General features: G+C 67.5%; 21 protein-coding genes and 1 pseudogene. 16 read left to right on the plus strand and 6 right to left on the minus strand.

Going from position 1 to position 24,327, the window contains the following annotated elements:
* From F615_RS18830 to kdsA, 4 genes and pseudogenes are all read left to right on the plus strand, one after another.
* A pseudogene (locus tag F615_RS18830) lies at positions 1–280 on the plus strand (transposase); the annotation flags it as partial.
* A 257-nt stretch (positions 281–537) separates the two neighbouring features.
* A complete protein-coding gene (locus F615_RS0115440) occupies positions 538–2,544 on the plus strand; it encodes a capsule polysaccharide biogenesis protein (RefSeq protein WP_033371649.1) in 2,007 nt (668 codons plus the stop codon).
* 265 nt (positions 2,545–2,809) lie between these two features.
* Entirely contained in the window at positions 2,810–4,240 is a 1,431-nt protein-coding gene (locus tag F615_RS18835; RefSeq protein WP_083932494.1) for a capsule polysaccharide biogenesis protein, read from the plus strand.
* 102 nt (positions 4,241–4,342) lie between these two features.
* Entirely contained in the window at positions 4,343–5,188 is an 846-nt protein-coding gene (kdsA, locus tag F615_RS0115450; RefSeq protein WP_019562075.1) for a 3-deoxy-8-phosphooctulonate synthase, read from the plus strand.
* 129 nt (positions 5,189–5,317) lie between these two features.
* Here kdsA and F615_RS0115455 read toward each other — a convergent pair whose 3' ends face one another.
* The gene (locus tag F615_RS0115455) at positions 5,318–6,085 is read right to left on the minus strand and encodes a hypothetical protein (protein WP_019562076.1); all 768 of its coding nucleotides are present in this window, start codon (positions 6,083–6,085) and stop codon (positions 5,318–5,320) included.
* Between the two features lie 243 nt (positions 6,086–6,328).
* Between F615_RS0115455 and F615_RS0115460 the strand changes: the two genes are divergently transcribed.
* Genes F615_RS0115460 through F615_RS0115480 form a run of 5 tightly spaced genes read left to right on the plus strand, consistent with a single transcriptional unit; the run spans position 6,329 to position 11,810 of the window.
* Positions 6,329–7,063, plus strand: a complete 735-nt coding sequence (locus tag F615_RS0115460) for a GntR family transcriptional regulator (protein WP_019562077.1) — start codon at positions 6,329–6,331, stop codon at positions 7,061–7,063.
* Positions 7,060–8,397, plus strand: coding sequence for a malonyl-CoA decarboxylase (locus tag F615_RS0115465; protein ID WP_232301046.1), 1,338 nt, complete (start codon positions 7,060–7,062; stop codon positions 8,395–8,397). Before F615_RS0115460 ends, F615_RS0115465 begins: the two co-directional genes overlap by 4 nt.
* A 41-nt stretch (positions 8,398–8,438) precedes the next feature.
* Complete coding sequence (locus F615_RS0115470) at positions 8,439–9,437, plus strand: Bug family tripartite tricarboxylate transporter substrate binding protein (RefSeq protein WP_019562079.1); 999 nt, start codon at positions 8,439–8,441, stop codon at positions 9,435–9,437.
* Between the two features lie 7 nt (positions 9,438–9,444).
* Positions 9,445–10,242 (plus strand): enoyl-CoA hydratase/isomerase family protein, encoded by a 798-nt coding sequence (locus F615_RS0115475; protein ID WP_019562080.1) that lies wholly within the window; start codon positions 9,445–9,447, stop codon positions 10,240–10,242.
* An 11-nt stretch (positions 10,243–10,253) separates the two neighbouring features.
* Positions 10,254–11,810 carry a malonate--CoA ligase gene (locus F615_RS0115480; RefSeq protein WP_019562081.1) on the plus strand — a complete coding sequence of 519 codons (1,557 nt, stop codon included), beginning with the start codon at positions 10,254–10,256 and terminating at the stop codon, positions 11,808–11,810.
* On the opposite strand, the gene F615_RS0115485 is transcribed toward F615_RS0115480, so the two are convergent.
* Positions 11,773–13,617 carry an ATP-binding protein gene (locus F615_RS0115485; RefSeq protein ID WP_019562082.1) on the minus strand — a complete coding sequence of 615 codons (1,845 nt, stop codon included), beginning with the start codon at positions 13,615–13,617 and terminating at the stop codon, positions 11,773–11,775. The two genes, F615_RS0115480 and F615_RS0115485, sit on opposite strands and share 38 nt — an antisense overlap.
* 81 nt (positions 13,618–13,698) lie before the next feature.
* The gene (locus F615_RS0115490) at positions 13,699–14,463 is read right to left on the minus strand and encodes a sulfite exporter TauE/SafE family protein (protein ID WP_019562083.1); all 765 of its coding nucleotides are present in this window, start codon (positions 14,461–14,463) and stop codon (positions 13,699–13,701) included.
* A gap of 429 nt (positions 14,464–14,892) precedes the next feature.
* Between F615_RS0115490 and F615_RS0115495 the strand changes: the two genes are divergently transcribed.
* From F615_RS0115495 to F615_RS0115520, 6 genes are all read left to right on the plus strand, one after another.
* The gene (locus F615_RS0115495; RefSeq protein ID WP_019562084.1) at positions 14,893–16,023 is read left to right on the plus strand and encodes an ABC transporter substrate-binding protein; all 1,131 of its coding nucleotides are present in this window, start codon (positions 14,893–14,895) and stop codon (positions 16,021–16,023) included.
* Positions 16,024–16,079: 56 nt separating this feature from the next.
* Entirely contained in the window at positions 16,080–17,084 is a 1,005-nt protein-coding gene (locus F615_RS0115500) for a Bug family tripartite tricarboxylate transporter substrate binding protein (protein ID WP_019562085.1), read from the plus strand.
* Positions 17,085–17,211: 127 nt separating this feature from the next.
* Positions 17,212–17,631: a thioredoxin TrxC gene (gene trxC, locus F615_RS0115505; protein WP_019562086.1), complete on the plus strand. Its 420-nt coding sequence runs from the start codon at positions 17,212–17,214 to the stop codon at positions 17,629–17,631.
* Between the two features lie 44 nt (positions 17,632–17,675).
* Positions 17,676–18,578: a DMT family transporter gene (locus F615_RS0115510; RefSeq protein ID WP_019562087.1), complete on the plus strand. Its 903-nt coding sequence runs from the start codon at positions 17,676–17,678 to the stop codon at positions 18,576–18,578.
* 30 nt (positions 18,579–18,608) lie between these two features.
* A complete protein-coding gene (locus tag F615_RS0115515; RefSeq protein ID WP_019562088.1) occupies positions 18,609–20,147 on the plus strand; it encodes an MFS transporter in 1,539 nt (512 codons plus the stop codon).
* Positions 20,147–21,097: a M48 family metallopeptidase gene (locus tag F615_RS0115520; protein ID WP_019562089.1), complete on the plus strand. Its 951-nt coding sequence runs from the start codon at positions 20,147–20,149 to the stop codon at positions 21,095–21,097. The genes F615_RS0115515 and F615_RS0115520 overlap by 1 nt, the downstream gene beginning before the upstream one ends.
* A gap of 15 nt (positions 21,098–21,112) precedes the next feature.
* Here the strand turns inward: F615_RS0115520 and F615_RS0115525 are convergent, their stop codons facing one another.
* From F615_RS0115525 to F615_RS18840, 3 genes are all read right to left on the minus strand, one after another.
* The gene (locus tag F615_RS0115525; protein ID WP_019562090.1) at positions 21,113–22,186 is read right to left on the minus strand and encodes an AI-2E family transporter; all 1,074 of its coding nucleotides are present in this window, start codon (positions 22,184–22,186) and stop codon (positions 21,113–21,115) included.
* 48 nt (positions 22,187–22,234) lie between these two features.
* A complete protein-coding gene (locus F615_RS0115530; RefSeq protein WP_019562091.1) occupies positions 22,235–22,873 on the minus strand; it encodes an MBL fold metallo-hydrolase in 639 nt (212 codons plus the stop codon).
* Positions 22,874–22,988: 115 nt separating this feature from the next.
* Positions 22,989–23,921, minus strand: a complete 933-nt coding sequence (locus F615_RS18840) for a porin (RefSeq protein ID WP_019562092.1) — start codon at positions 23,919–23,921, stop codon at positions 22,989–22,991.
* Positions 23,922–24,108: 187 nt separating this feature from the next.
* Between F615_RS18840 and F615_RS0115540 the strand changes: the two genes are divergently transcribed.
* On the plus strand, positions 24,109–24,327 hold a 219-nt coding region (locus F615_RS0115540; protein WP_019562093.1), incomplete at its 3' end, for a transposase.

Genomic DNA, 24,327 nt, shown 5'->3' on the forward strand with positions numbered 1-24,327 from the left:
GGACCGGCGCGGGCGCAGTATCGAAGGTGCAGAGCTGTTCGGCCCCACGCTGCAGGTGGTCGGCGCAGGCGTGAGCGCTGCGGGGCGCCCGCGCCTGGCGATCCGCTTGATGGTGTCGCTGCTGTACCTGAAGCATGCCTATGGTCTGAGCGACGAGGCCGTGGTCGAGCGCTGGGCCGAGAACGTGGTGTGGCAGTTCTTCAGCGGGCAGGAGTACTACGAGCCGCGCCTGCCGTGCGATGCCACGCAGATCGGGCGCTTCAGGCGGGTGCTGGGCGACGTGCAGCGCCGCCTGCTGGGGGTGCCGCAAGACGTGCGTGATCGCCTGCAGCCATGGCTGGAGCGTGCCGAACGCATCCGCTTGCTCGCGAGTCGACTCGCTACTCTTGCACGTTCGGCGCTTCTCGTCGGCACCGCGAGATGAATTTTGCAGGGCCGACTCAATCAGGTGCGGAAGCGCCGGGGATCGTTTATGCGCCGGATCTGTGCTCGGTGCAGGACAATCCAGCCCTGGTCTTTTACCCTGCCACGAAGTTGATGCCTGCATTTTCTCTGCCCCGCTGCCTGGCTGTCCTCACCCCCGGGGTGCAGCGTGTGTCCACCCTGCCGGCCTTGCTGGAGGGTGTTGAACTGCGTCTGAGTCGCCGGCCGGCCGTCGAAGGCCTCGACGGCGTCCTCGCCTGGGGCCGCAAACCCAGTGCGCGCGTGGCTGACGCCTTCGCGGCCCGCCATGGGTTGCCGGTGTGGCGGGTGGAAGATGGTTTTTTGCGCTCGGTGGGGCTGGGCCATGCCGACCCACCACTGTCGGTGGTGCTCGACGACCTGGGCATTTACTACGATGCCGGCGCGCCGTCGCGGCTGGAGGCTTTGGTGCAGGCCCCGCATGATGATTTGCAGCGGGCCCGGGCCCGGGCGCTGCAGACGCTGTGGCGCGAGGGGCGACTGTCGAAATACAACCACGCCCGCGAGGCGTCGCCGCCGGTGCGCGGGCCTTTCGTGCTGGTGGTGGACCAGACCTTCGGCGATGCGTCCATCGCCTTCGGTCAGGCTGGCCCGGAGCATTTTGCGCGCATGCTGGAGGCGGCGCTGGACGAGCATCCGGGCCTGCCCGTGGTGTTGAAAGTGCACCCGGATGTGATTGCCGGGCGCAAGCGTGGGCATTTCGAGCGGTTGACGCCCGGGCAGGCGGCGCGGGTGACGCTGCTGGCCAGCAACGCGCATCCGTGCGGCGTGCTGGAGTCAGCCGAGGTGGTCTACACGGTCACTTCGCAGATGGGCTTCGAGGCGTTGCTGTGGGGCCGGCCGGTGCGTTGTTTTGGCATGCCTTTTTATGCCGGCTGGGGGCTGACGGCCGATGAACTGCCGGCGCCTGGCCGTCGCTGCCCGGTGGCGCTGGAGGACTTGGTGCATGCGGCGCTGGTGGACTACCCGCGCTACCTGGACCCAGAAACCGGCGTTCGCTGCGAGCCTGAGCGCTTGATGCAGTGGATGGCTTTGCAGCGCCGCATGCGCGAGCGCTTCCCGCCTCGGGTGTACGCGCTGGGGTTTTCGCGCTGGAAAAAGCCGATCGTGCGGGCGTTTTTCGCGGGCAGCGAGGTGCAGTTCGTGCGGCGGGCCGAACAAGTGCCGCCGCAAGGCACGCTGGCGGTGTGGGGGCGGCGCGAGGTGGCGCAGGCTCGCGCGCGCGGCTTGGCGCTGGTGCGTCTGGAGGACGGTTTTTTGCGCTCGGTCGGGCTGGGCGCCGAGTTGGTGCGGCCGCTGTCGTGGGTGATGGATCGGCGCGGCATCTACTACGACGCCAGCGCGCCGTCGGACTTGGAGCACTTGCTGGCCACGGCCAGCTTCGAGCCGCCTGTGCTGGCCCGCGCGAGGGCCTTGCGCGAGCGCATCTGTGCCCAGGGCATCACCAAGTACAACGTGGGGCAAGGCGGCTGGCGCCGTCCGGCGGGGGCGCGCCGGGTGGTGCTGGTGCCCGGCCAGGTGGAAAGCGATGCGGCCATTGCGTTGGGCGCGCCAGGCCTGCGCACCAATTTGGGCTTGCTGCAAGCGGTGCGGGCCGCTGTGCCCGATGCGCACGTGGTGTACAAGCCTCATCCCGATGTGGTCGCCCGGCTGCGCCGCGCCGGCCAGGGGGAAGGTCAAGCCCGCCATTACTGCGACGAGATCGTGGTGGATGCGCCTATGCACGAGCTGCTGGACCAGGTGGACGAGGTGCATGTGCTGACGTCGCTGGCGGGTTTCGAGGCGCTGCTGCGCGGCCGCAAGGTGGTGACCTATGGCTGCCCGTTCTATGCCGGCTGGGGCTTGACGCAGGATCATTGGCCCATGCCGCGACGGCAGCGGCGGCTGTGCTTGGACGAACTGGTGGCCGGGGTGTTGATCTCGTACCCCACCTATGTCAGCCGCACCACGGGCGCGTTCACCACGCCGGAGCGGGCGCTCGACGAGCTGCTGGCATGGAAGCTGCTCGGGCCCCGTCGGCCGCCCGCGTGGCGCCGGCTTTGGCGCTGGCTGCTGGGCTGGCGGCGCTGGGCGGGGGCTTGAGCGTTTGCGGCCCGCTGGGGCGTGGCTTCAGGGCCCCGTGTGGGCCGGTGGTGCCACGCCTGTGCGCGTGGCTGGCCGTGACTTGGGTGGCTTGCTGGCGTGGCTTGCATTTTGCATTGAATTTTTCTCAGAGGTCACCCGACTCATCCCCCCAAGGGGGGATGATGGCTCCCAAGACACATTGAAACGAAGACAATACGGCCTCTTTCACGATGGCCCCACTGCCGCGGCTTGGGGCGTTTGATCCCTGGTGTGACCTTGCCCGATGTGTGCTGAATCTCCTTTGCACGAGTTGCTGACGCGCCGACGCGTGCTCTTGCTTCAAGGGCCGATGGGGCCGTTTTTCGCCCGCTTGGCCGAGGTGCTCGAAGCCGCTGGCGCCCGGGTGATCAAGGTCAATTTCAATGGGGGGGATCGCTGGTTCTATCGCCGATCCGGCGCGATCGACTACCGTGGCCGGCTGCAAGCCTGGGACGATTGGTTGGCTTCGCTGCTGACGGTCAAGCGCATCGATGCCGTGGTGCTGTTTGGGCAAGCTCGCCCGGTGCATCGCGTGGCCCGCGCCGTGGCACGGGCGCAGGGGGTGCCGGTGTATGTGTTCGAAGAGGGCTATCTGCGCCCCGACTACATCACCTTGGAGCGCGAAGGGGTGAACGGCGACTCCGGCCTGCCGCGCGAGGCGGCCTTCTATGCGGCCCGCCCGGATGAGCGGCTCCCAGAGCCGGTGCCCACGGGCCAAAGCTTCTGGCGCATGGCCTGGATCGCCACGATGTACTGCCTGGCCATGACGCTGGGCAAGCCCTGGTATCCGCACCACGTGTATCACCGGCCGATGAATCCGCTGCACCAGGGCTGGTGTTGGCTGCGCGGGGGCTGGCGCAAATGGGCGCGCGCCTGGCAGCAGCGTGGCGTGCTGGAGGACTTGTGTTCACCGCAGCGCAGCAAGCGCTGGTTTTTGCTGCCGCTGCAGGTGCACAACGACAGCCAGATCGTGCATCACTCGCCGTTCGACGATGTGCGGGAGGTGATCCGTCAGGTGATGCACTCTTTTGCGCAGCACGCCAGTGCCGAGCATGGTTTGGTGATCAAACACCACCCGATGGACCGGGCGTATGTGGACTATGGCCGCTTCATCGATCAGCTGGCGCGCCAGCTCGGGCTGCAAGGCCGGGTGCGCTATGTGCATGACTTGCACTTGCCCACGTTGTTGAAGCACGCGCGCGGGGTGGTGGTGGTCAACAGCACCGTGGGGCTGCAAGCCCTGTTCCACCATGCGCCTGTGATCACTTTGGGCGATTGCTTCTATGCCGTGCCGGGGCTGGTGCACCCCGGGCCGCTGAGCGCGTTCTGGCAAGCGCCCGGAAAGGTGGACGCGGCGCTGTTCCGGCGCTTTCGCGCGTATTTGATCCGTCACACGCAGATCAACGCGAGTTTTTATGCGGACGCGCCGGCGCTTCAGCTGCTGCGGCAGGCGGCCGCAGCAGCCGGCGCCGCCGGGCTGGTGGCCGAGTTCCAGGGGTCCATGCCCAGCCAGCCTTGGGCCGATGAGCCGCCGCCGCAGCAGGCCCCGCTGTACGCGGGCGGCGAGGCTGCGCCTGGGTCGGGTGCGGCAATGAACGACGCGGACTTCTCCTCTTTGGCCGAGCCGCAGGAGCCGCTCCGCCAGCCGCGTTCGGCGCCCGGCGCCCAGGCCTGAACGCACGGGCCTTTCATCGCGCCAGGCCGGCGCGCAAGGCCTTGGCCGCTGCGCTGCGGTGCGACAATCGGGGGCCGCATGTCATGCTCTTGAGATACCGCCATGGTTGTTGCCATTTCCCCATCCATCCAATGCCGCAATGACGGCCCTTTTGTCTTGTTCGGCGGTATCAATGTGCTGGAGTCGCGCGACCTGGCCTTGCGCGCCTGCGAGGAATATGTGCGCGTGACCACGAAGCTGGGCATTCCTTACGTGTTCAAGGCCAGTTTCGATAAAGCCAATCGCTCGTCCATCCATTCTTACCGCGGCCCAGGGCTGGACGAAGGGCTGAAGATCTTCGAGGCGGTGAAGGCGCAGTTCGGTGTGCCCGTGCTCACCGATGTGCATGAGCCTTGGCAGGCCCAGCCGGTGGCCGAGGTGGTGGATGTGTTGCAGTTGCCGGCGTTTCTGGCGCGGCAGACCGACTTGGTGGTGGCGCTGGCCCGCACGGGCCGGGTGGTGAACATCAAGAAGCCGCAGTTTTTGAGCCCTTCGCAGGTGCAGCACATCGTCGAGAAGTTTCGCGAGGCGGGCAACGAGAACATCCTCGTGTGCGACCGCGGCACCTGCTTCGGCTATGACAACCTGGTGGTGGACATGCTGGGCTTTGGCGTGATGAAGAAGGTCACGGGGGATTTGCCGGTGATCTTCGATGTGACGCATGCACTGCAGCAACGCGACCCGGGCGGGGCGGCCTCGGGCGGGCGCCGCCAGCAGGTGGCCGAACTGGCCCGCGCCGGCATGGCCGTGGGGCTGGCCGGCCTGTTTCTCGAGGCCCACCCCAACCCCGACCAGGCCAAGTGCGACGGCCCCAGCGCCTTGCCGCTGGACAAGCTCGAGGCGTTCCTGACGCAGATGAAGGCGATCGACGAGCTGGTCAAAGGGTTTGCACCGCTGCAGATCGACTGAACCCCTGGGGGCCGGCTGCGGCGGGCCGTCTGGGCCGGGCGGTGGAGGGCTGCGCGAGCGACGCTTGCGCGCCGTTGGGGATGGCCTCACCCCCTGGAGGGCCTGCGCGCAAGGCCCCTGCGCCATGGGTCAGCGCTTCAGTTCCTGCACGGCCAGCGCCTTGAATGCATCGCCCACCCCGTGCTCGGGCACGGCCAATTGGCCTTCGGCGGCCCGGCTGTCGGCGTGGGTGCGGCGCATCTCGAAGGTTTTGACGAGCCAGTAAGCGGCGAAGCTCCACACGCCGGCGGCTTCGGCGAGGAACAGCGTCCAGCGATGGCCGGTGCTGCGCTCCAACCACCAGCCCAGAGCGAAGGCGGCCGCCGGTGCGAGGATCATCGCCAGGCCCAGGGCGTGGTAAGTGCGGCGGTAGCGTCGTGCCAGGGCCGGGTCGGGAAGAAGGCTCAGGGTGTCGGCGGCGCGAAACAGGCACACGTAAGCAATGGCCATGAAAAACAGGGCCGCGAACGTGCCGTGCAGCGACACCTTGGGGCAGGCGGCGCCGCACTCCCAGGCCATGGGCACGAGCGCGACGCCGACCAACAGCACCGCGGCCAGGTTGAGCGCTTGGTTTTCCAGGCGGGTGATGCCCTTGTACAGATGCAGGCCCGCGGCCACCGCGCACAGCGTGCCGACGAACAGGTCGCGCACCACGCCGCCACCAGCGTGATAGTAAGCGCTCATGGATGGCTGCAAGGGCAGGCCACCCAGCCAGGCGCCGGCCAGGGCCAGCGCCGGTGGCAAGGCCACAGACAGCAGGGCAAGCCCCAAGCGCAGGCTCATGTAGGTGGCGGTGATGTGGCGGCTGAGGCGTTCGTGCGGCATGCCGGGCGGCGCGGTCGAGGCTGTGGCAAGCATAGGGCCCGGCTGCTCGAGGCGCTAGCGCGCCGCGGGTGCTCGCATCCCCCCGATTTGGAGGTCATCCCCTCGGGCCCCGGAGCGCCGCTGCGGCGGCCAGCGCGGATGCTGGGGGACGAGGGGCGGGGGGGGGGGGGGGGGGGGGGGGGGGGCTGATCAGGGTTCTTCCGTAATTTGTAATTATGGATTTTTGATCTATCGTCGGACCATGTGCGCCGGCATGGGGCCAGCGCCGGGCCGACAATGACCGATCTCAGCGAGCTGCACAGCGCGATCCGGCCGACGACCTTGCACGAGGAGGTCGCCGCGCGGCTGCGCACGTTGATCTTCGAGCGGCGGCTGGCGCCGGGGGCTTGGGTGGACGAGAAGGCGCTGGCGGCCGAATGGGGCATCAGCCGCACGCCCTTGCGCGAGGCGCTCAAGGTTTTGGCCGCCGAAGGCTTGGTGACGGCGGTGCCGCGTCGCGGCTGTCAGGTGACGGAGCTGTCGGAGGACGATGCGCAGCAGTTGTTCCCGGTGATGGCGCTGTTGGAGGGGCGCTGCGCCTATGAGGCGGCGCTGCGCGCCACGGACGCCGAGCTGGCCGAGCTGCAGCGTCTGCACGAGGACTTGGAGGTGTCTGCCGCGGCCCGCGACGTGAACGCCTATTACCGTGCCAACCATGCGTTTCACACCCGTGTGCAAGCCTTGGCCGGCAATCGCTGGCTGGACCGCGTCACCCAAGAGCTGCGCAAATTCATGCGCATGCTGCGCGGCCGCCAGCTGCACTGGCCGGGGCGGCTGGAGGCTTCGATCGCCGAGCACCGGGCGTTGATCGAAGCGCTGGTGCAGCGCGATGCGCCCCGTGCCGAGCGCTTGATGCATGACCATTTGATGGCGCAGTTGCACGCACTGCAGGCGCTGCGGGCGGCCGAAGCGGAGGGCGCGCAAGCCGCAGCGCCGCCCAGCGTTCCCTTCACGTCACGGGAGGCTCGATGATGTTGTTGTCTCGCATGGCCCAGCGGGGCCGCCCTGGCCGACCCCCCGGCCGCTCGGCGCGGGCTCAGGCGCGTTTGCTCTCGCAGGTGGTGGACGGCTGCCGACGGTTGCTGTCCGAGCGCGGCGAGTCCAACAGCGTGGCCATTGCCCAGGAAGTGCTGGCCTTGTATGCCGGCTTGACGGCCGAGCAGCGCCTGGCCTTTTTCAAGCTGCTGGACAGCGATTTCGGCCCCGATCCGAAGGCCGTGCTCGAGGCCGCCCAGCGCTATGCCGAGGCGCCCGAGGCCACGCGCTTGATGGCGCTCATCCACGCGGCCGAGCCGCCGCGCCAGGAGCTGCTGCGGCGGCTCAACCGCGCCAGCGGCGGCACGGCCGTGATCGTGGAGATGCGGCGCACGCTGCTGGAGCTGCTGAAGACCCACCCCGACTTGGCCGCGGTGGAGGCCGATTTTCTGCACCTGTTGTCCTCGTGGTTCAACCCGGGCTTTTTGCAGATGGAGCAGGTGGACTGGCGCTCGCCGGCGGCGCTGTTGGAGAAGATCATCCAGCACGAGGCGGTGCACGAGATCGACGGCTGGGCCGATCTGCGCCGCCGCTTGCAGCCCGATCGCCGCTGCTTTGCGTTCTTTCACCCGCAACTGCCCGGCGAGCCTTTGATCTTCGTGGAAGTGGCGCTGGTGGCCGAGATGCCTGCCGCCGTGGGCCCGCTGATCGATGTGCGCAGCCCGCCGCAAACCGATGAGCGCCAGTACAGGGTGGCCACGTTCTACTCCATCAGCAACTGTCAACCGGGGCTCAAGGGGGTGTCGCTGGGCAACTTCTTGATCAAACGGGTGGCCGAGCATCTGCAGCGTGAATTTCCGCAGCTGCGCACCTTTTGCACGCTGTCGCCGATCCCGGGCTTCGTGGCGTGGCTGAACCAGCACGCACCAGGCTTGCGCGAGCGCGAGGACCTGCCGCCCAAGCTGAAGGCGCGCCTGCTGCAGGCCCTGGCGGCCTTGGTGCAGCATGGCGGCGAGCCAGGCGCTTGGTCGGCCGTGCAGCCGCAGCAGGCCAGCGAGCCGCTGCGCGAGGCCCTGAGCCTGCTGGCGGCGTTTTACCTGGCGCATGAGTCGGTCACGCCGCGTGGCGACCCGGTGGCCAAGTTCCACCTGGGCAATGGCGCGCGCCTGGAGCGGCTGAACTGGGCTGGCGACTTGTCTCGTAAAGGACTGAAACAGTCCTTGGGCCTGATGGTGAACTACCTCTACGATCTGCGCCACATCGAAGACCACCACGAGCGTTTCGTCCACGGCGAGGTCGTGGCCTCGCGAGCCCTGCAGCGTTTGCTGTGATCACACCACGACGATCCAACCTCGAAGAAGGAGACATGCCCATGAACGATTTGCCTCGCCGCAAGAGTTTGCGCGCCTTGGCGGCCGCAGCGGCCTTGGCCGTCACCGGCGTGGCCACGCCCCTGGCCCTGGCCCAGGGCGGCTGGCCGACCAAGCCGGTGACGATCATCGTGCCCTTTCCTGCCGGAGGCGGCACCGATGCCTTTGCCCGCCCGCTGTCGGCGGCGCTGACCAAGCAGCTGGGTCAGCAGGTGTTGGTGGAGAACAAAGCCGGTGCCGGCGGCACGGTGGGCGCGGGCATTGCCGCGCGCGCGGCCCCCGATGGCTACACCTTCTTCATGGGCGGTGCGCACCACGCGATCGCCCCGTCGATGTACCCGAAGCTCGACTACGACATCGAAAAAGACTTCGTGCCGGTGGGCCTGGTGTCCAACGTGCCGCAGGTGATCGTGGTGCATCCGGGCAAGGTGGCGGCCAACACGCTGCCGGAGCTGTTGGCCGATCTGCGTGCCAACCCGGGCAAGCGCAACTACGGCTCGGCCGGCAATGGCTCCTCGCATCACCTGGCCGGTGAGCTGTTCAAGATGCAGAGCAAGACGTTCATCACGCACATCCCTTACCGCGGCGCCGGCCCGATGTTGCAGGATTTGATCGCCGGGCAGGTGGACATGGCTTTCGACGGCTTGGGCTCGTCGGCCGGGCACATCCGCGGCGGCCGCATCAAGGCCATCGCGGTGGCTGCTGCCAAGCGGGCCGCCGCGTTCCCGGACATTCCGACGGCGGCCGAAGCCGGCATGCCGGACTATGTGGTGTCCACGTGGTACGGCTTGTGGGCGCCCAAAGGCACGCCCAAGGAGGCCGTGGACAAAATGGCCGCCGCGATGAAAGCCGTGATGAACACGCCGGAGCTGAAGCAAACCTGGCTCAATCTCGGCACCGACGTGCCCGAGCTCTTCGGCGAGGCCTTCGGCAAGTTCGTCAACAGCGAAATCAAACGCTGGGCCGCGGTAGTCAAAGCCTCCGGCGCGAAGCTGGACTGATGCGATCGTGAGCGGACGCATCGGCGTGGCCCCCGATCCGCAGCTGCCGGGGGTGCAGGTGGTGGAGCTCGTCAATCCGGGCAAGCTCAATGCCATCAGCGTGGGCATGTGGGAGGCCTTGCGCGAGGTGTTCGTGGGCTGGCCGCAGCGTGAGCCGGGCCTGCGCGCGGTGGTGTTGCGCGGTGCGGACGGGGTGTTCGCTGCCGGGGCCGACATCGACGAGCTGCCGGGGTTTCGCTTCGAGCGCGACAGCCTGCAGCATTTCCATGAGCACATCGTGGCCCCGGCCTTGCAGGCCCTGCTCGACTGCGAGGTGCCGCTGGTGGCGCAGATCGAAGGGGTGTGCGTGGGCGGCGGGCTGGAGATCGCCGCCTGCTGCGACATCCGCATCGCTGGGCGCAGCGCCCGCCTGGGCGCGCCGATCGGCCGGCTGGGCTTTCCGATGGCGCCGGATGAATTGGCGGTGCTGAGCCGGGTGCTCGACCCCGGCAGCGTGGCCGAGATGCTGCTGGAAGGGCGGCTGCTGGATGCGGCCACGGCGATGCAGCGTGGGTTCGTGCAGCGGGTGGTGGACGATGCCGAGGTCGCCACCGAAGCCACGGCCACCGCGCGCCGCATCGCAGCCCTGGCGCCACATGCCGCGCGTCTGAACAAGCGCACGATGCGCCAGATCGCTTTGGGTCGTGCGTTCGATGCGGCATGGCGGCGCGAGCATTTCGCTTACGCGGCACATCCCGATCATCGAGAAGGCGTGATGGCTTTCATCGAGCGGCGCGAGCCGCAGTTCACGGGCTCCTCTGACTGATGGCACACGACATGAACAATCACAACTTGTTTGCCGCTTTGCGCGCGGCCTTTCCGACACAGCGCGATGCCACCGCCATCGAAACCGACGATGGACTGTGCTACACCTGGCGCGACCTCGATCGCGGCACGGCGATGATGGCCAATTTGCTGGCCTCGCTGGAGCTGCCTGCGGGGGCGCGGGTGGCGGTGCAGACCGAGAAATCGGTCGAGGCGCTGATGCTGTATCTGGCCACGTTGCGTGCCGGCTATGTGTACCTGCCGCTGAACACGGCCTATCAGCACAGCGAGCTGGAATATTTCATCGGCAATGCCGAGCCCAGCGTGGTGGTGTGCACCGGCAAGAACTTCGGCTGGGTGAGCAAGCTGGCCTTCCAGGCCGGCACGAAGCATGTGTTCACGCTCAACGAAGACCGCACCGGCACGCTGCTGGAGCGCGCCGCCCACCACAGCGACGAACACGACACCGCAGTCAAGGGTGAGGACGATCTGGCGGCCATTCTCTACACCAGCGGCACCACGGGGCGCAGCAAGGGGGCCATGCTCACGCACGGCAACATGCTGAGCAACGCGCTGACGCTCAAGAGCTACTGGGATTGGCAGCCCGGCGACGTGCTGTTGCATGCGCTGCCGATCTTCCATGTGCACGGCCTGTTCGTGGCGGTGCATGGTGCGCTCATCAATGGCAGCAAGATGCTGTGGTGCGCCAAGTTCGATCCCAAGCGGGTGTGCGAGCTGCTGCGGCAGGCCACGGTCTTCATGGGCGTGCCCACGATGTACGTGCGCTTGTTGGCCGAGCCAGGCTTCGGACGCGAGGTCTGCCGCCATATGCGGCTGTTCATCAGTGGTTCGGCGCCGTTGTTGCTGGAAACCTTCCACGAATTCCGTGAGCGCACCGGCCACACCATCCTGGAGCGCTATGGCATGAGCGAGACCATCATGCTCACTTCCAACCCCTGCAAGCCCGAGGATGGCGAACGTGTGGGCGGCACGGTGGGCCGGCCCCTGCCCGGCGTGGAGGTGCGCGTGGTCGATGACAAAGGCTTGCGCTGCCCGGTGGGCGAGATCGGCAATATCGAGGTGCGCGGCCCCAATGTCTTCAAGGGCTATTGGCGCATGCCCGAAAAGACCCAGGAGGAGTTCACGCCCGACGGCTGGTTCAAGACCGGTGACGTGGGCCGCTTCGATGCCAAGGGCTACCTCACCATCGTGGGCCGCAGCAAGGACCTCATCATCAGCGGCGGCTACAACGTCTATCCGGCCGAGGTGGAGGGCTATATCAATGAGATGCCCGGCGTGGCCGAGTCGGCGGTGATCGGCGTGCCGCATCCGGACTTTGGCGAAGGCGTGGTGGCCGTGGTGGTGCCCAAGCCCGGCGCGCAGCTCGACCCGCAGGCCATCGTCGCGCAACTGAAGCGCCAGATCGCCAACTACAAGGTGCCCAAGCAGGTGTTCGTGCAATCCGAGCTGCCGCGCAATGCCATGGGCAAGGTGCAGAAGAATCTGCTGCGTCAGCAGCACCAGGGGCTGTTCAAGGGGCCTGAGGCGGCGGCCCCGAGCGCAGGCTGAAATAGAAGCAAGCGCCTTGGCCGGGGCTGGACTGGGCCCACACCTGCCCCCCGTGGCGCTGCACGATGCGCCGCACGATGGACAGCCCCACGCCCGAGCCGGCGAATTCGGCCTCGGTGTGCAGCCGCTGGAAGGGGTCGAACAAGGCGCCGTAGCGCTGCATGTCGAAGCCCACGCCATTGTCGCGCACATGGTAGGTGACTGTCTCGTCGCTGACGCTGGCGCCGATGGCGATGCGCGGGTTCGGCACGGGGCCGGTGAACTTGATGGCATTGGCCAAGAGATTGACCCACACCTGCCGCAGCAAGGCGGCATCGCCCCAGGCCATCGGCAGGGCTTCGAGTTGGATGTCCGGCAGCTGGGTGCCGGGTCGGGCTTGCAATTCGGCCAAGACCTGGCGCACCAGCGGCTCCATGTCCACCATGGCCGGGGTCCAGGCTTGTTGGTCCACCCGGGACAAGACCAGCAACTGATCGGTCAGCCGCACCAGCCGATGCCCGTCCTCGCCGATGAGATGCAGCAGCTGGCGGTGCGTGGCAGACAGCTGCGCGCCGCATTCTTGCTCGATGAGCTGGGCCGCGGCGGCCATCGCGCCGATCGGCCCTTTGAGGTCATGGGCCACGCTGCGGCTGAAGCTGGCCATGTCGGCATTGAGGCGCTGCAAGGCCTCGGTGCGCTCGCGCACGCGCTGCTCCAGCGACGCATTGAGTTCGAGCAGCTCACGCTCGCGCTCACGCAACTGGGCCACCAGATCGGCCAGCGCGTGCGACAGCGTGGCCAGCTCGTCGCCGCCGGCCGGCGTCGGCGGGTCGGGCAAGGCGCGCTGAGACAAGGCGCGCGCCCGGGCCGCGATCGTGCGCAGCGGGGCTGCCAGCCGCCCGGCGAGCCACCAGCCGGCCACGGCGAACAAGGCGGCCGCGCCCAGTCCGATCATCCAGATGCGCAGCTGTAAGTCATGGGCCGCTTGCAAGGCCGTGCGGGCCGGTTGGCGCACCAGCACCGTCCAGCCCAGGCCGGGGAAGTCGCGGTAGCCGCTGCTGGCCTGCGCGGCCGTCAGATACGCCTGCCCGTCGGGCCAGTCCAGCACGGCCGGGCCCTCGGTCGCCAGGCGGTGCAGCCGTTGGACGCCCCAGGCCTCGATCGCGGCCTCGGGGGGGCCCAGCAGCTTCTGGCCTTCGCGCGAGACGATCAGCACCTGCAAGTCCGGCACGGCGGGGTTGCCCCGCAGCGCCTGGCGCACTTCCTCTTCCGCCCAGCGCCAGTCCAGGTGTGCGCCCAACACGCCCACCAAGCGTCCGTCGCGGTACAGCGGGGCGGCCACATCCAGCAAGCGCATGGGTTCTTGACCGCCGCGTCCGGGCAGCAAAGACGCCAGCAGGACCGCCGGATGCACGTCGCCGATGGTGGGGCCTTGCAGGGCTTGGCGATACCACGGGCGCTGCGCGACGTTTTGTCCTTCGAGGAGACCGTCGGTGGCGGCTTGCACGCTGCCGCTCGCATCGGTGATGCCCAGCCAGACATAGTCTTGCAGGCTGGCTTGCATGTGCTGCAGCACTTGGCGCCAACGTCCTTCGTCGGCCGTGGCGGCTTCCAGTTGGGCCACGTTGCGGACTTCGCGCATGCGTTCGTACAGCCCTTTGTCCAGGCTGTGGGTCAGATGCTGCGCCAGATGCGCGGCATGGCGACCGGCGTCCCCCAAGGTCTGCCGACGGGCATCTTCGGCGGCCATCCATCCCACGGCCAGAAAGCACACCGCCGCCAGCACGCCAAAGGCCAGGGCGGTGCGGGTCTGGGTGTTCCATGCCATGGTTCGTGAGCAGGCGCAAGGACCAACAGCCGGTGATCATCGCCGACTTCATGGGCGCCGACTCTCCCCCTGAAGGGGGGCTCAGGCGCGGGCGTAGGCGTCCCAGCCGGTTTTGAGGATCAAGGCGCCCACCGCCAGGATGAAAAACACGCGCACGAAGCCCGCGCCATGCTTGAGCGCCAGGCGTGTGCCCAGCAGGCTGCCGGCCACATTGGCCACGGCCATGGTCAGCGCGTAGTGCCACCACACATGGCCTTTCCAGGCAAACAGGGCCAGGGCCGAGAGGTTGGTGGCGGTGTTGAGCAGTTTGGCGCAGGCCGAGGCGTGCAGAAAGTCGTAGCCCAGCACCCGCACGAACAGAAACACGAAGAAGCTGCCGGTGCCCGGACCGAAAAAGCCGTCATAAAAGCCGATGAGCAGACCAATGATCGAGGCCAACAGGGCTTCGGTGCGTCCTCGATGGGGGCGCAGGTGGTGGCGCCCCAGGTCTTTCTTGACCAGGGTGTAGAGGAAGACCGCCCCCAGGATGAAAGGCAAGGCGCGGCGCAGGCCCTCGGCAGACACCTGCGTGACCGCCCAGGCGCCCAGAAACCCCCCCGCCAGCGCGGCCATGGCTGCTGGCGCCAGCGCCGTCCACGCCAGGCTCACACGCCGGCTGTATTGCAGCGTGGCCCAGGCCGTGCCCCAGACCGAAGCCCCTTTGTTGGTGCCAAACAGCGTGGCCGGGGCCGCACCGGGAAACACCCCGAACAGGGCCGGCACCAGAATGAGACCGCCACCGCCGACGATGGCATCGACAAAACCGGCCAGCAGCGAGGCCAGTGTGACCACGAGGAATTCGAGCATGGATGGCGTGGGCGAGCCCCAAAACAAAGGGCGCCGGCTTGTGGCCGGCGCCCTCGAATTGTGACATTCCTTGTGTGCGTCACAGAGTCTCTTCGTGTGCTTCTCTGTGTCTCCTCGGTCCCCCGCCCTGTGCAGCGCCGGGACTGGAGGCCGCGGCGTGCAGCGAGTACGGGCACTGTAAGGAAAGCCTGCCGGCGGTGCACTAGGGGTTTCCCAGCACAAATGGGAGGCACTCCGTAGAAACCCGGAGGTCGCGAGGCCGTCCCGCCCCCCCAATGGAGGGGCGATCGGGGTGCGGCGCTGCGGCATCCTTCACGCAGGCCATGACAATCCCGGATATGAACGACCGTGCACTTCCGTGACACTTTGATACATCGATGGGCCGTCCGGCCCGACTTGGTGCACGATGCTCGACGAGGAGAGACCGGCATGACACGTCTTCAATTCACCCGACGCCGAGTGGTTCTGGGCGCGGCCGCGGCCGTGGGCGGCAGCTGGGTGTGGCCGGCGGGGGCCCAGGATGGTGACATCATCGTGGGGCAAAGCGCCCCGCTGAGCGGCCCGGTGGCCATGGCCTTTCAGCCGCCGCTGGCCGGTGAGCGTTTGGCCCTCGAGGAAATCAACCGCAAGGGCGGCATCAACGGGCGTCGCATCCGCCTGGTGTTGTTGGACGATGCGTATGACACCCAGCGCACCGTGGAGAACGTGCGTCAGCTCGTCGAGCAGGAGAAGGTGGTGGCCCTCACGGGCTTGGGCAGCACGGCCGGGGTGGCCGCCATCTTGCCCTACATCGCCGAAAAGCGCGTGCCCCTGGTGGGCATCTACACCGGCGCGCATGTGCTGCGGCTGCGTCACCACCCCTACCTGTTCACCTCGCAGGCCAGCTTCAAGGACGAGGTGGAGCACCAGTTGCGCACGCTGGTCACGCTGAAGATGACCCGCGTGGGCGTGGCCTACCAGGACAACGAGTTCGGCAAGCTGATGATGCCGGTGGTGGAAGCCGCCGCCAAGGAACTGGGGGCCACCTTGGTGGCCTCGGCGCCGCTGGCCATCGATGGCAGCACGTCCGTTCAGGCCGCGACCGCCCTGTCGCAGGCGCGGCCCATGGCCGTGCTGTTGATCGCGGTGGGGCCTTCGGTGGTGGGCTTCGTCAAAGCGGCCAAGGCCGGGCTGAACGTGCCGATCTACAGCTTGTCGGTGGCGGCCAGCGCGGTGCCGGCCCTGGGGGCCGATGCCCGCGGTTTGGCGATGACGCAGGTCGTGCCCTACCCCTGGCGGCTGGTCCATCCGATGGCGCGCGACTTTCACCGCGAAGCCGCCGCGGCCGACGTGCCGGTGAACTACAACAGCTACGGTGGCTACCTGGGGGCACGCTTTTTGATCGAGGCCCTGCGCCGGGCTGCGCCGAACATCACTCCCGACAACATCGTGCGGGCGATCCAGGGCATCCGGGGCTGGGAGCTGGGCGGCAACCCCCTGAACTTCAGCCCGACCAACCACCACGGTTCGAACTGGGTGGAGATCACCATCGTCGGCCCCGACGGGCGGTTCCTGCGCTGAGGCCGCAGCAAGCCGCTACAGTGCGCACACGTGTCATCACTGCCCTGGAGTCGCGCATGCCCTCGCCTCTGACAACCCGGCTGACAACCCGGTTCACCCGCCGCCTGATCCTGGCGGCATGCTCGGCCGCCGCGCTGGCCGCCGCAGGCGTGTCCCACGCCCAATCGGCGCAGCCCATCAAGCTGCTGGTGGGCTTTCCCGCCGGTGGCGGCACCGATGCCATCGCCCGCACCTTGGCCGATCGGCTCAAGGAGCATCTCGGTCGGCCGGTGGTGGTGGAAAACAAGCCCGGTGCCGGCGGGCAGATCGCGGCGCAAACGCTCAAGGCTGCGCCCCCCGATGGCAGCACCTTCTTCATCTCGCACGACCACACCATCACCATCTTGCCCTTGGTGATGAAAAACCCCGGGTACGACCCGGCGCGTGATTTCGTGCCCGTGGCCGGATTTGCCACCTTCGTGAACGCCTTTGCGCTGTCGGCCGGCACGCCGGCCAAGAGCGTGGAGGAATACGTCGCCTGGGTGAAATCGCAAGGCCAGGGCAAGGCCAGCATCGGCGTGCCCGCGCCGGCGTCCACGCCGGAATTCCTGGTCAAGGTGATGGGGCAACGCTACGGCCTGGACCTGGTCAGCGTGCCCTATCGCGGCAGCGCGCCGATGATCGGCGACATGCTGGGCAACCAGATTGCGGCCGGCACCGGCTCGGTGCCCGATTTCATCGAACACCACAAAGCCGGCCGGCTGCGCGTGGTGGCGGTGCTGGGCGGCCGGCGCCAGGCCGTGCTGCCGGAGGTGCCCACGTTCTCGGAGCTCGGTCTCAAAGGCTTGGAAGACCTGCCGTTTTACGGCATCTTCGCGCCGGCGGGCACGCCCCAAGCCCTGCTCGATCCATTCGCCCAGGCATTGGCCAAAACCATTGCCGAGCCCGAGGTCAAGCAGCGCCTCACCGGCTGGGGTCTGGACGTGGGCTTCATGAGCGGGCCCCAACTGGCCCAGCGCGAAGCGGCCTACCGACAAGTCTGGGCCGACATCATCCGCAAGACGGGATTCCAGCCGCAGTAAGGCCTGCCGCCCTGCAGCAGCCCCGCGAACGCGCCGGGCGGCGGCCAAGGCCCTGCTCGGTCGATGGGCGCAGCTCTTGTCGTGCGGCCGTTCGCCTCCATCTCCCAGTGGTGTTGCGGAGGTCGATATGCTGGTAGCTTGCCCCCATTGCCTGACCCTCAATCGCGTGCCCGAGGAGCGCTTGGGAGATGCCCCCGTGTGCGGGCAGTGCAAGCAGGCCCTCTTGCCGGCCGAACCCGTGGCTTTGACCGATGCGAGTTTCGAGGCGGTGGTCTCGCGCACCGAGTTGCCGGTGTTGGTGGACTTTTGGGCGCCGTGGTGCGGGCCGTGTCGGATGATGGCCCCGCAGTTCGAGCAGGCCGCCCGCGAGCTCGGCGGCCGGGTGCTGTTCGCCAAGGTCAACAGCGACGAGAACCCCAAGACGTCGGTGCGTTATCGCATCCGCAGTATTCCGACGATGGTCTTGCTGCAAGGCGGGCAAGAGCTGCGGCGCATCTCGGGGGCGATGAGCGCACGCGATCTGGTGCGCTGGTTGCAATCCGGATGAAGGCGGCCTGAGCGCCACATTCCGGGACGCGGCACAATCATCGGATGATTGAACGCCGCGCCCATCTCGATTCCCGTGCCGTCACACTGCTGCTGGGCTGCTGTCTGTTGTGGGGGCTGCAGCAGATCGTCGTGAAGGTCACGCTGCCGCTGATGCCGCCGATCGCTCAAGCGGGGTTGCGTTCGGGCATTGCGGCCTTGTGGTTGTGGGCCTGGGCCTCGTGGCGCGGCATTGCGCTGTTCTCGCGCGATGGAACCTGGTGGCCCGGGCTGCTGGCGGGCTCGCTGTTTGCCGCGGAGTTCGTCTGCATCTACATCGGCCTGGGCCACACGGCGGCCTCGCGGCTGGTGGTGCTGCTGTATCTGTCGCCTTTCGTGGTGGCCGCCGGCATGCCTTTCATCAGCGCGGCGGAGCGTTTGTCGATGCGCCAGGTGGCCGGCCTGGGCTTGGGTTTTGCGGCGGTGGCGTTGGCCTTCAGCGAGGGGTTCAGCGGTGCGGCCGCTCCGGCGGGGTCCACGCAGTGGCTGGGCGATGCGCTGGCGATGTTGGCAGCCCTGCTGTGGGGGGCCACGACGCTGGCCATCCGTGCCACGCGCCTGAGCACGGCCGCGCCGGAGAAGACGTTGTTCTATCAGTTGGCCGTCTCGGGCGTGGCGCTGATGGCGCTGTCACCCCTGGCCGGCGAGTCCTGGGCGTGGGCTTGGAGCAGCCCGATGCTGTGGGGCTCGATGTTGTTCCAGGCCGTCGTCGTGGCCTTCGCAAGCTATCTGGTGTGGTTTTGGCTGATGCGCCACTACCCGGCCACGCGGCTGGCCTCGTTCACCTTTCTCACGCCATTGTTCGGTTTGCTGATGGGATGGCTGCTGCTGGGCGAGGCGATCACGTTGCGCTTGGCACTGGCCTTGGTCGGCGTGGCGCTGGGGATCTGGCTGGTGAATCGTTGCTGAGCGGGGATCGGCCCTCCCTAGAATGTCTGCATGACCGATTCCCCCCCGACCGCCGGCACGCCCCCTCCCCCCGTGTATCGACGCAAGCTCTTTTGGGTGGCGTTGCTGTACTTCTCGGAAGGGCTGCCGCTGGGGGTGTTCTACGACATTTTTCCGGTGTATTTCCGCCAGCAGGGCGTCAATTTGGCCGACATCGGCCTGCTCAGCCTGCTGGGCCTGGCCTGGACCGTGAAATTCCTGTGGGCGCCGGCGGTGGACTGGGTGCGCCGCCATCGCTGGTGGGTGGCCGGCGCGAACTTCGGCATGGCCGCGGTGATGGGCCTGTTCGCCAGCGAACTGGGCTTCGGGCCTTGGGTGTGGGTGGCCATCGGTGCGTTCACGATGTTGTCGGCCACCAATGACATCGCCACCGATGGCTACACCATCGAGCTGCTCACGCGCAAGGAGTACGGCCTGGCCAACGGCTTTCGCATCGGCTTTTATCGCGTGGGCATGCTCACGGCGGGCGTGCTGCTGATGGTGTCGGGTTGGTTCGGTTGGTCGAAGGCCTACTTGCTGGGGGCGGCGGTTTTCTTGGTCAACGGGCTGATCGTGCTGTTGGCGCCGCGCGAGCCGGCCCGTCCGGGCACGCCGCCCGGCAGTGTGGCCGCGGAGCTGCGCTTGCTGCGCGAGCAGCCGCTGTGGGCGCTGGCGTTGGCGCTGGTGATGGCCGGCTTGCTGTGGCCGGTGCTGGGGCCGCTGGCCCGTTTGGCCGATTGGAATGCCATCGTGGCCGTCAGCGGCCGCTGGTGGTTCCGTGGCGCGATCCCGGTGAGCCTGATGTTTGCTGGGGCCGGCCTGATGGTGGTGGCGGCCCACGGGCCGCGGGCCGCCCTGATGCGCAATGGCCCGGTCTTCGGGGCCTGGGTGGAGTTGCTGTCGCGCCGCGGCATGGTGACGATCTTGCTGTTCATCCTGCTGTTCAAGCTGGGCGATGCAGCCATGGGCTTCATGGTCAAGCCGTTTTGGGTGGACAGCGGGTTTTCGAATCAAGAAATCGGCCTCATCAGTGTGAATTTGGGGTTGGTGCTGTCGATCGCCGGTGGGTTGGTGGGCGGTTGGTATGTGGACCGCGTGGGTGTGTTCCGCGGGCTGTGGGTGCTGGGCTTGTGGCAGGCCTTGTCGAACTTGGGCTATGCGGCGGCGGCTTGGGGGCAGCAGGTGTTGCCCCCGGGCGGCGAGGTGCTGGCCTTGCCGTTCGGAGGGGGGATGTTGAGCTTGGGGCCGCAGCAGCTGTCGGTGTATGCGGCCAGCGCCCTGGAGAGCTTCACCGGCGGGCTGGGCACCGGGGCGTTTCTGGCCTTTTTGATGGCCATCACCAGCCGCGCCAAGGCCACCACGGAATATGCGATCCTGTCGTCCATCTTCGCCTTCAGCCGCGCCGTGGCCGGGTGGGCCGGCGGCATCGGCGCGCAGGAGATGGGGTATGCCGCCTACTTCTTTTTGACGTTTTGGCTGTCGTTCCCGGCCTATCTGTTGCTGGGTGCGGTGCGAGCGATGTTGGTACGACAAGAGCGTCAGGAGGTGTGATGCGCAGGGACGACGATCGGCATTCGGTCCTCGACGATGAACGCGCCGGCTGCGCGTTGTGCCAGGCCATGGCCGCCGTGGCAGCCTGTGCACCGGGGCGCTTGGCGCCAGCGCAGCCCGGGCGGCGGTGGTTCACCGGGGCCCTCGTGGCCGCCGGGCTGAGCGCGACATGGCCTGCCCAGGCTCAGCGCGATGGCGTGGACGTGGGCGGCACTTCGGGCTTCACCCGCCTGGTGCCGGCCGAGCACATCGAGCAGGCGGCCGCGCAACAGTATCGTCAGATGCTGCGCGAAGCCCAGGCTCAGCAGGCCTTGGCCGGTCCGTCCCACCCGCAGCTCGTGCGGCTGCGCTTCATCGCCGAGCGCATGATCCCGCATGCGCTGACGTGGAATCCGCGTTCGCGCCAGTGGCAGTGGGAAGTCAACCTGATCGGCTCCAAGCAGATCAATGCGTTTTGCATGCCGGGTGGGAAGATCGCCTTTTACACCGGCATCCTGCAACGGTTGAAGCTGACCGACGACGAGGTGGCGATGATCATGGGCCACGAGATGGCCCATGCCCTGCGCGAGCATGCCCGCGAGCGCATGGGCAAGACGGCAGCCACCCGGCTGGGCGCGGGCCTGCTGTCCAGCCTGCTGGGGCTGGGCAATGTGGGCGACCTGGTGCTGAACATGGGCGCCCAACTGCTGACGCTGAAGTTCAGCCGCGAGAACGAGACCGAGGCCGACCTCGTCGGCCTGGAGCTGGGGGCCCGCACCGGCTATGACCCGCGCGCCGGCGTGAGCCTGTGGAACAAGATGATGCAAGCCAGCCCAGGCGCGCCGCCGCAGTTCCTGTCCACCCATCCGGCCGGCGACACCCGCATCCGCGAGATCGAATCGGTGCTGCCTCGGGTGATGCCCTTGTATGAGCGTGCACCGCGCCCGCCGCGGCGCTTCGATCCGGCCTGATCCGGCCGGGCGTGCTCAGTCCTTGCCGTCGGCCCGGTCGGTGTGGCTGGCGCGCGCGGCGAACAAGTCCCAACTGGCCACGAACAGCGCGGCGATCAGCGGCCCGATCACAAAGCCGTTGATGCCAAACAGCGACATGCCGCCCAAGGTGGAGATCAGCACCAGGTAGTCGGGCAGCTTGGTGTCCTTGCCGACCAGGATGGGGCGCAGCAGGTTGTCGACCAGGCCGATGACGAACACGCCGAAAGCGATCAGGATCAATGCCTTGAAGAACGCGCCAGTGGCCAAGAAGTAGATCGCCACGGGGCCCCAAATCAAGCCCGCGCCCACGGCGGGCAAGAGGGACAAAAACGCCATCAAGGTGGCCCACAGCACCGGGCCTTGGATGCCCAGGACCCAAAAGATCAGCCCGCCCAGCGCGCCTTGCGTGAGGGCCACCACCACGTTGCCTTTGACCGTGGCGCGGATGACGGTGGCGAACTTGGCCAGCAAATCGCGTTTGTGGGCTTCGTCCAAGGGCAGGGCCTGGCGGATGCGCATCGACAGCGCCTGGCCGTCGCGCAGCAGGAAGAACAGCAGGTACAGCATGATGCCCAGGCTGACGACGAAGTGCGCCGTGTTCTGTCCGACCGTCAGGGCTTGGCCGGCGATGAATTGGCTGATCTGTGTGGCAGCCGAAGCCAGCTGCGCGCGCACCGCGGCCACGTTGCCCAGGCCGAGGCGGTCCAGGCCCTCGGCCAGCCACGGCGGCAGCACGTCGATCACTTGCTGCAGGTACAGGCCGAAATTGAGCTCGCCGCTGCGCAACCGGTTCACCAGCACGGCGGCCTCTCGCACCAGCGAAGCGGTGATCAAGGCCACCGGCAGGATCACGATCAACAGGCACAGCGCCAGGGTGGACAGCGCGGCCAGGTTGGGCCGAGACGGCATGCGCTGCAACAGCCGCCGGTGCAGCGGCATGAACAGCAAGGCCAGGATGGCGCCCCAGAACACGGCGCCGTAGAACGGCCACAGGATGGCCAGGAACGCCAGGCTGACGCCAAGCAGCAGGGCCAAGAAGATCTTGCGGTGCAGTTCAGCGGTGTTCATCGGCAGGACGCCTTGCGTGGCAGCGGTGCCTGCGATTGTGCGTCACCCTCAGGTGCCACCCACGAAAGGATTGGTGCGCCGCTCCTGCCCGAAACTGCTTTCGGGCCCGTGGCCGGGGATGAAGACCACGTCGTCGCCCATGGGCCACAGGCGTTGGGTGATGGCCTCGATGAGTGTGCGGTAGTCTCCGCCGGGAAAGTCGGTGCGGCCGATGCTGCCGGCAAAGAGCACGTCGCCGACGAAGGCACGCCGTGCCTGCGGCGAAAAGAACACCACATGGCCCGGCGTGTGGCCTGGGCAGTGACGCACCTGCAGCGTGCAGTGGCCGAGGGTCACGGTGTCGCCGTCGTGCAGCCAGCGCGTGGGGGTGAAGCGCTCACTGGGCGGAAAGCCGAACATGGCGCTTTGCTGAGGCAGCGCATCGATCCAGAACTGATCGCCCTCGTGCGGGCCGATGATGGGCAGTCCGTCTTCACGCGCGAGCTGGGCGGCCGCGCCGGCGTGGTCGATGTGGGCATGGGTGAGCCAGATCTGCTCCAAGCTCACGCCCAAGCGCTCGACCTCGGCGCGCAAGCGCGGCAGCTCACCGCCGGGGTCGATGATGGCGGCGCGTTGGGTGTCGTCGCACCAGACGATGGAGCAGTTTTGCTGAAAAGGCGTGACGGGGACGGTGTGATATCGCAGCATGGAGCGAACCATAGCCGAAAGCCGGCCCGCATGAAAAAAGGGGTCCCTGTGCCCAGGGACCCCGAAATCTCGCGGGGGGCTTTCCCCCCAGGAGATAGTTGCAAGCGGAGCGGGATCAGAAGTTGTGCTTCAGGCCGAAGTCCACGCCGGTCTTGTGATTGGTTTCTTCGCGGTCGTGGGCCACGTCGGCATACACCGTGGTGCGCTTGGACAGGGCGTAGTGGTAACCCACGGCGAACTTGGTGGACACATCGCTGTCCGGATCGACTGTCTCGAGCTTGCCGTAGGCCAGCTTGAGCTCGCCGGCGCCCAGCGGGGCGGTGGCGCCCAGCAGGTAGCTGCGGTGCTTGTCCGCAGCGCCCAGGCCTTCGGGCTTGCCCTGGCCATAAGCACCGATCAGGCGGAAGGCGCCGAAGTCGTAGCCGGCGGTCACCAGGTGCCAGGTGTCGTCATCCACGCCCGACTTGTCGAAGCCGTAGGCCAGCGACAGCGGGCCGGCGCCGTAGGTCAGGTTCAGGCCGTAGAAAGCCTTGTTGTCGTTGCCTGCCACTTCATCGACCGTGATTTGCACTTGGCCACGCAAACCGCCGAAGTCCGGCGAGGTGTAGGTGATGGAGTTGTTCTGACGGGTGGGCAGGATGTCGCCAAACAGGATGGGCTCCATCTTGCCCACGGTGTCGCCGCCGAACGGATCGGCCCGGTTGGCGATGTTGCGCGCCGGGGTGTACTCACGGCCGAGCACGACCTGGCCGAAGCCGCCTTCCAAGCCCACCACCGAGCGGCCAGCCCAGAAGGTGCTGTTGGCAGCGCCGTCGTCGGCGGTAAAGCGGTGCTCGATGTTGAACAGGGCCTTCAGGCCGCCGCCCAGGTCTTCGACGCCGCGCACGCCCAGGCGGCTGCCCGAGCCTTGCTCCAGACGGGTGGTGTCATCACCGATGTCACGCTTCAGTCCCAGGTCCACACGGCCGTACAGGGTGACGCTGGATTGGGCTTGTGCCGCAGCAGCCAGGCTGCCGAGCACGGCCAACGCGATGAGCGATTTCTTCATGTCTACGAACCTCATCAAAGGGTTGACGTTCCGGGAGTCATCGACCCCCGGGCTGTCGCGGGGGAAGCGACGGGCCGGACGAAGTGAATCAAATCCAGGGTTAACCACTAGGGAAACGCTGATCAAGTCCTGCGCCTGGCAGTAGTCCGTCTTGTCGCCCTGGTGATGGGCGGCGATGATTACGGTCATGAAGCAGATGACCTTGGCAGCGGCGGCCGATGCGTCCGCGGGATTCGAGCGTTTTCGCAAGCCCACCCGGCGCGACGCATTCTTGGCCGAGATGCAGACGATCGTGCCGTGGAATCGGCTGGTGGCGTTGATCGAGCCGCACTACCCCAAGCCCGGCAATGGCCGTCCTCCCGTGGGCTTGGAACGCATGTTGCGCATTCACTTGCTGCAGCACTGG

The organism is Caldimonas manganoxidans ATCC BAA-369, assembly GCF_000381125.1.
Taxonomy (GTDB): domain Bacteria; phylum Pseudomonadota; class Gammaproteobacteria; order Burkholderiales; family Burkholderiaceae_C; genus Caldimonas; species Caldimonas manganoxidans.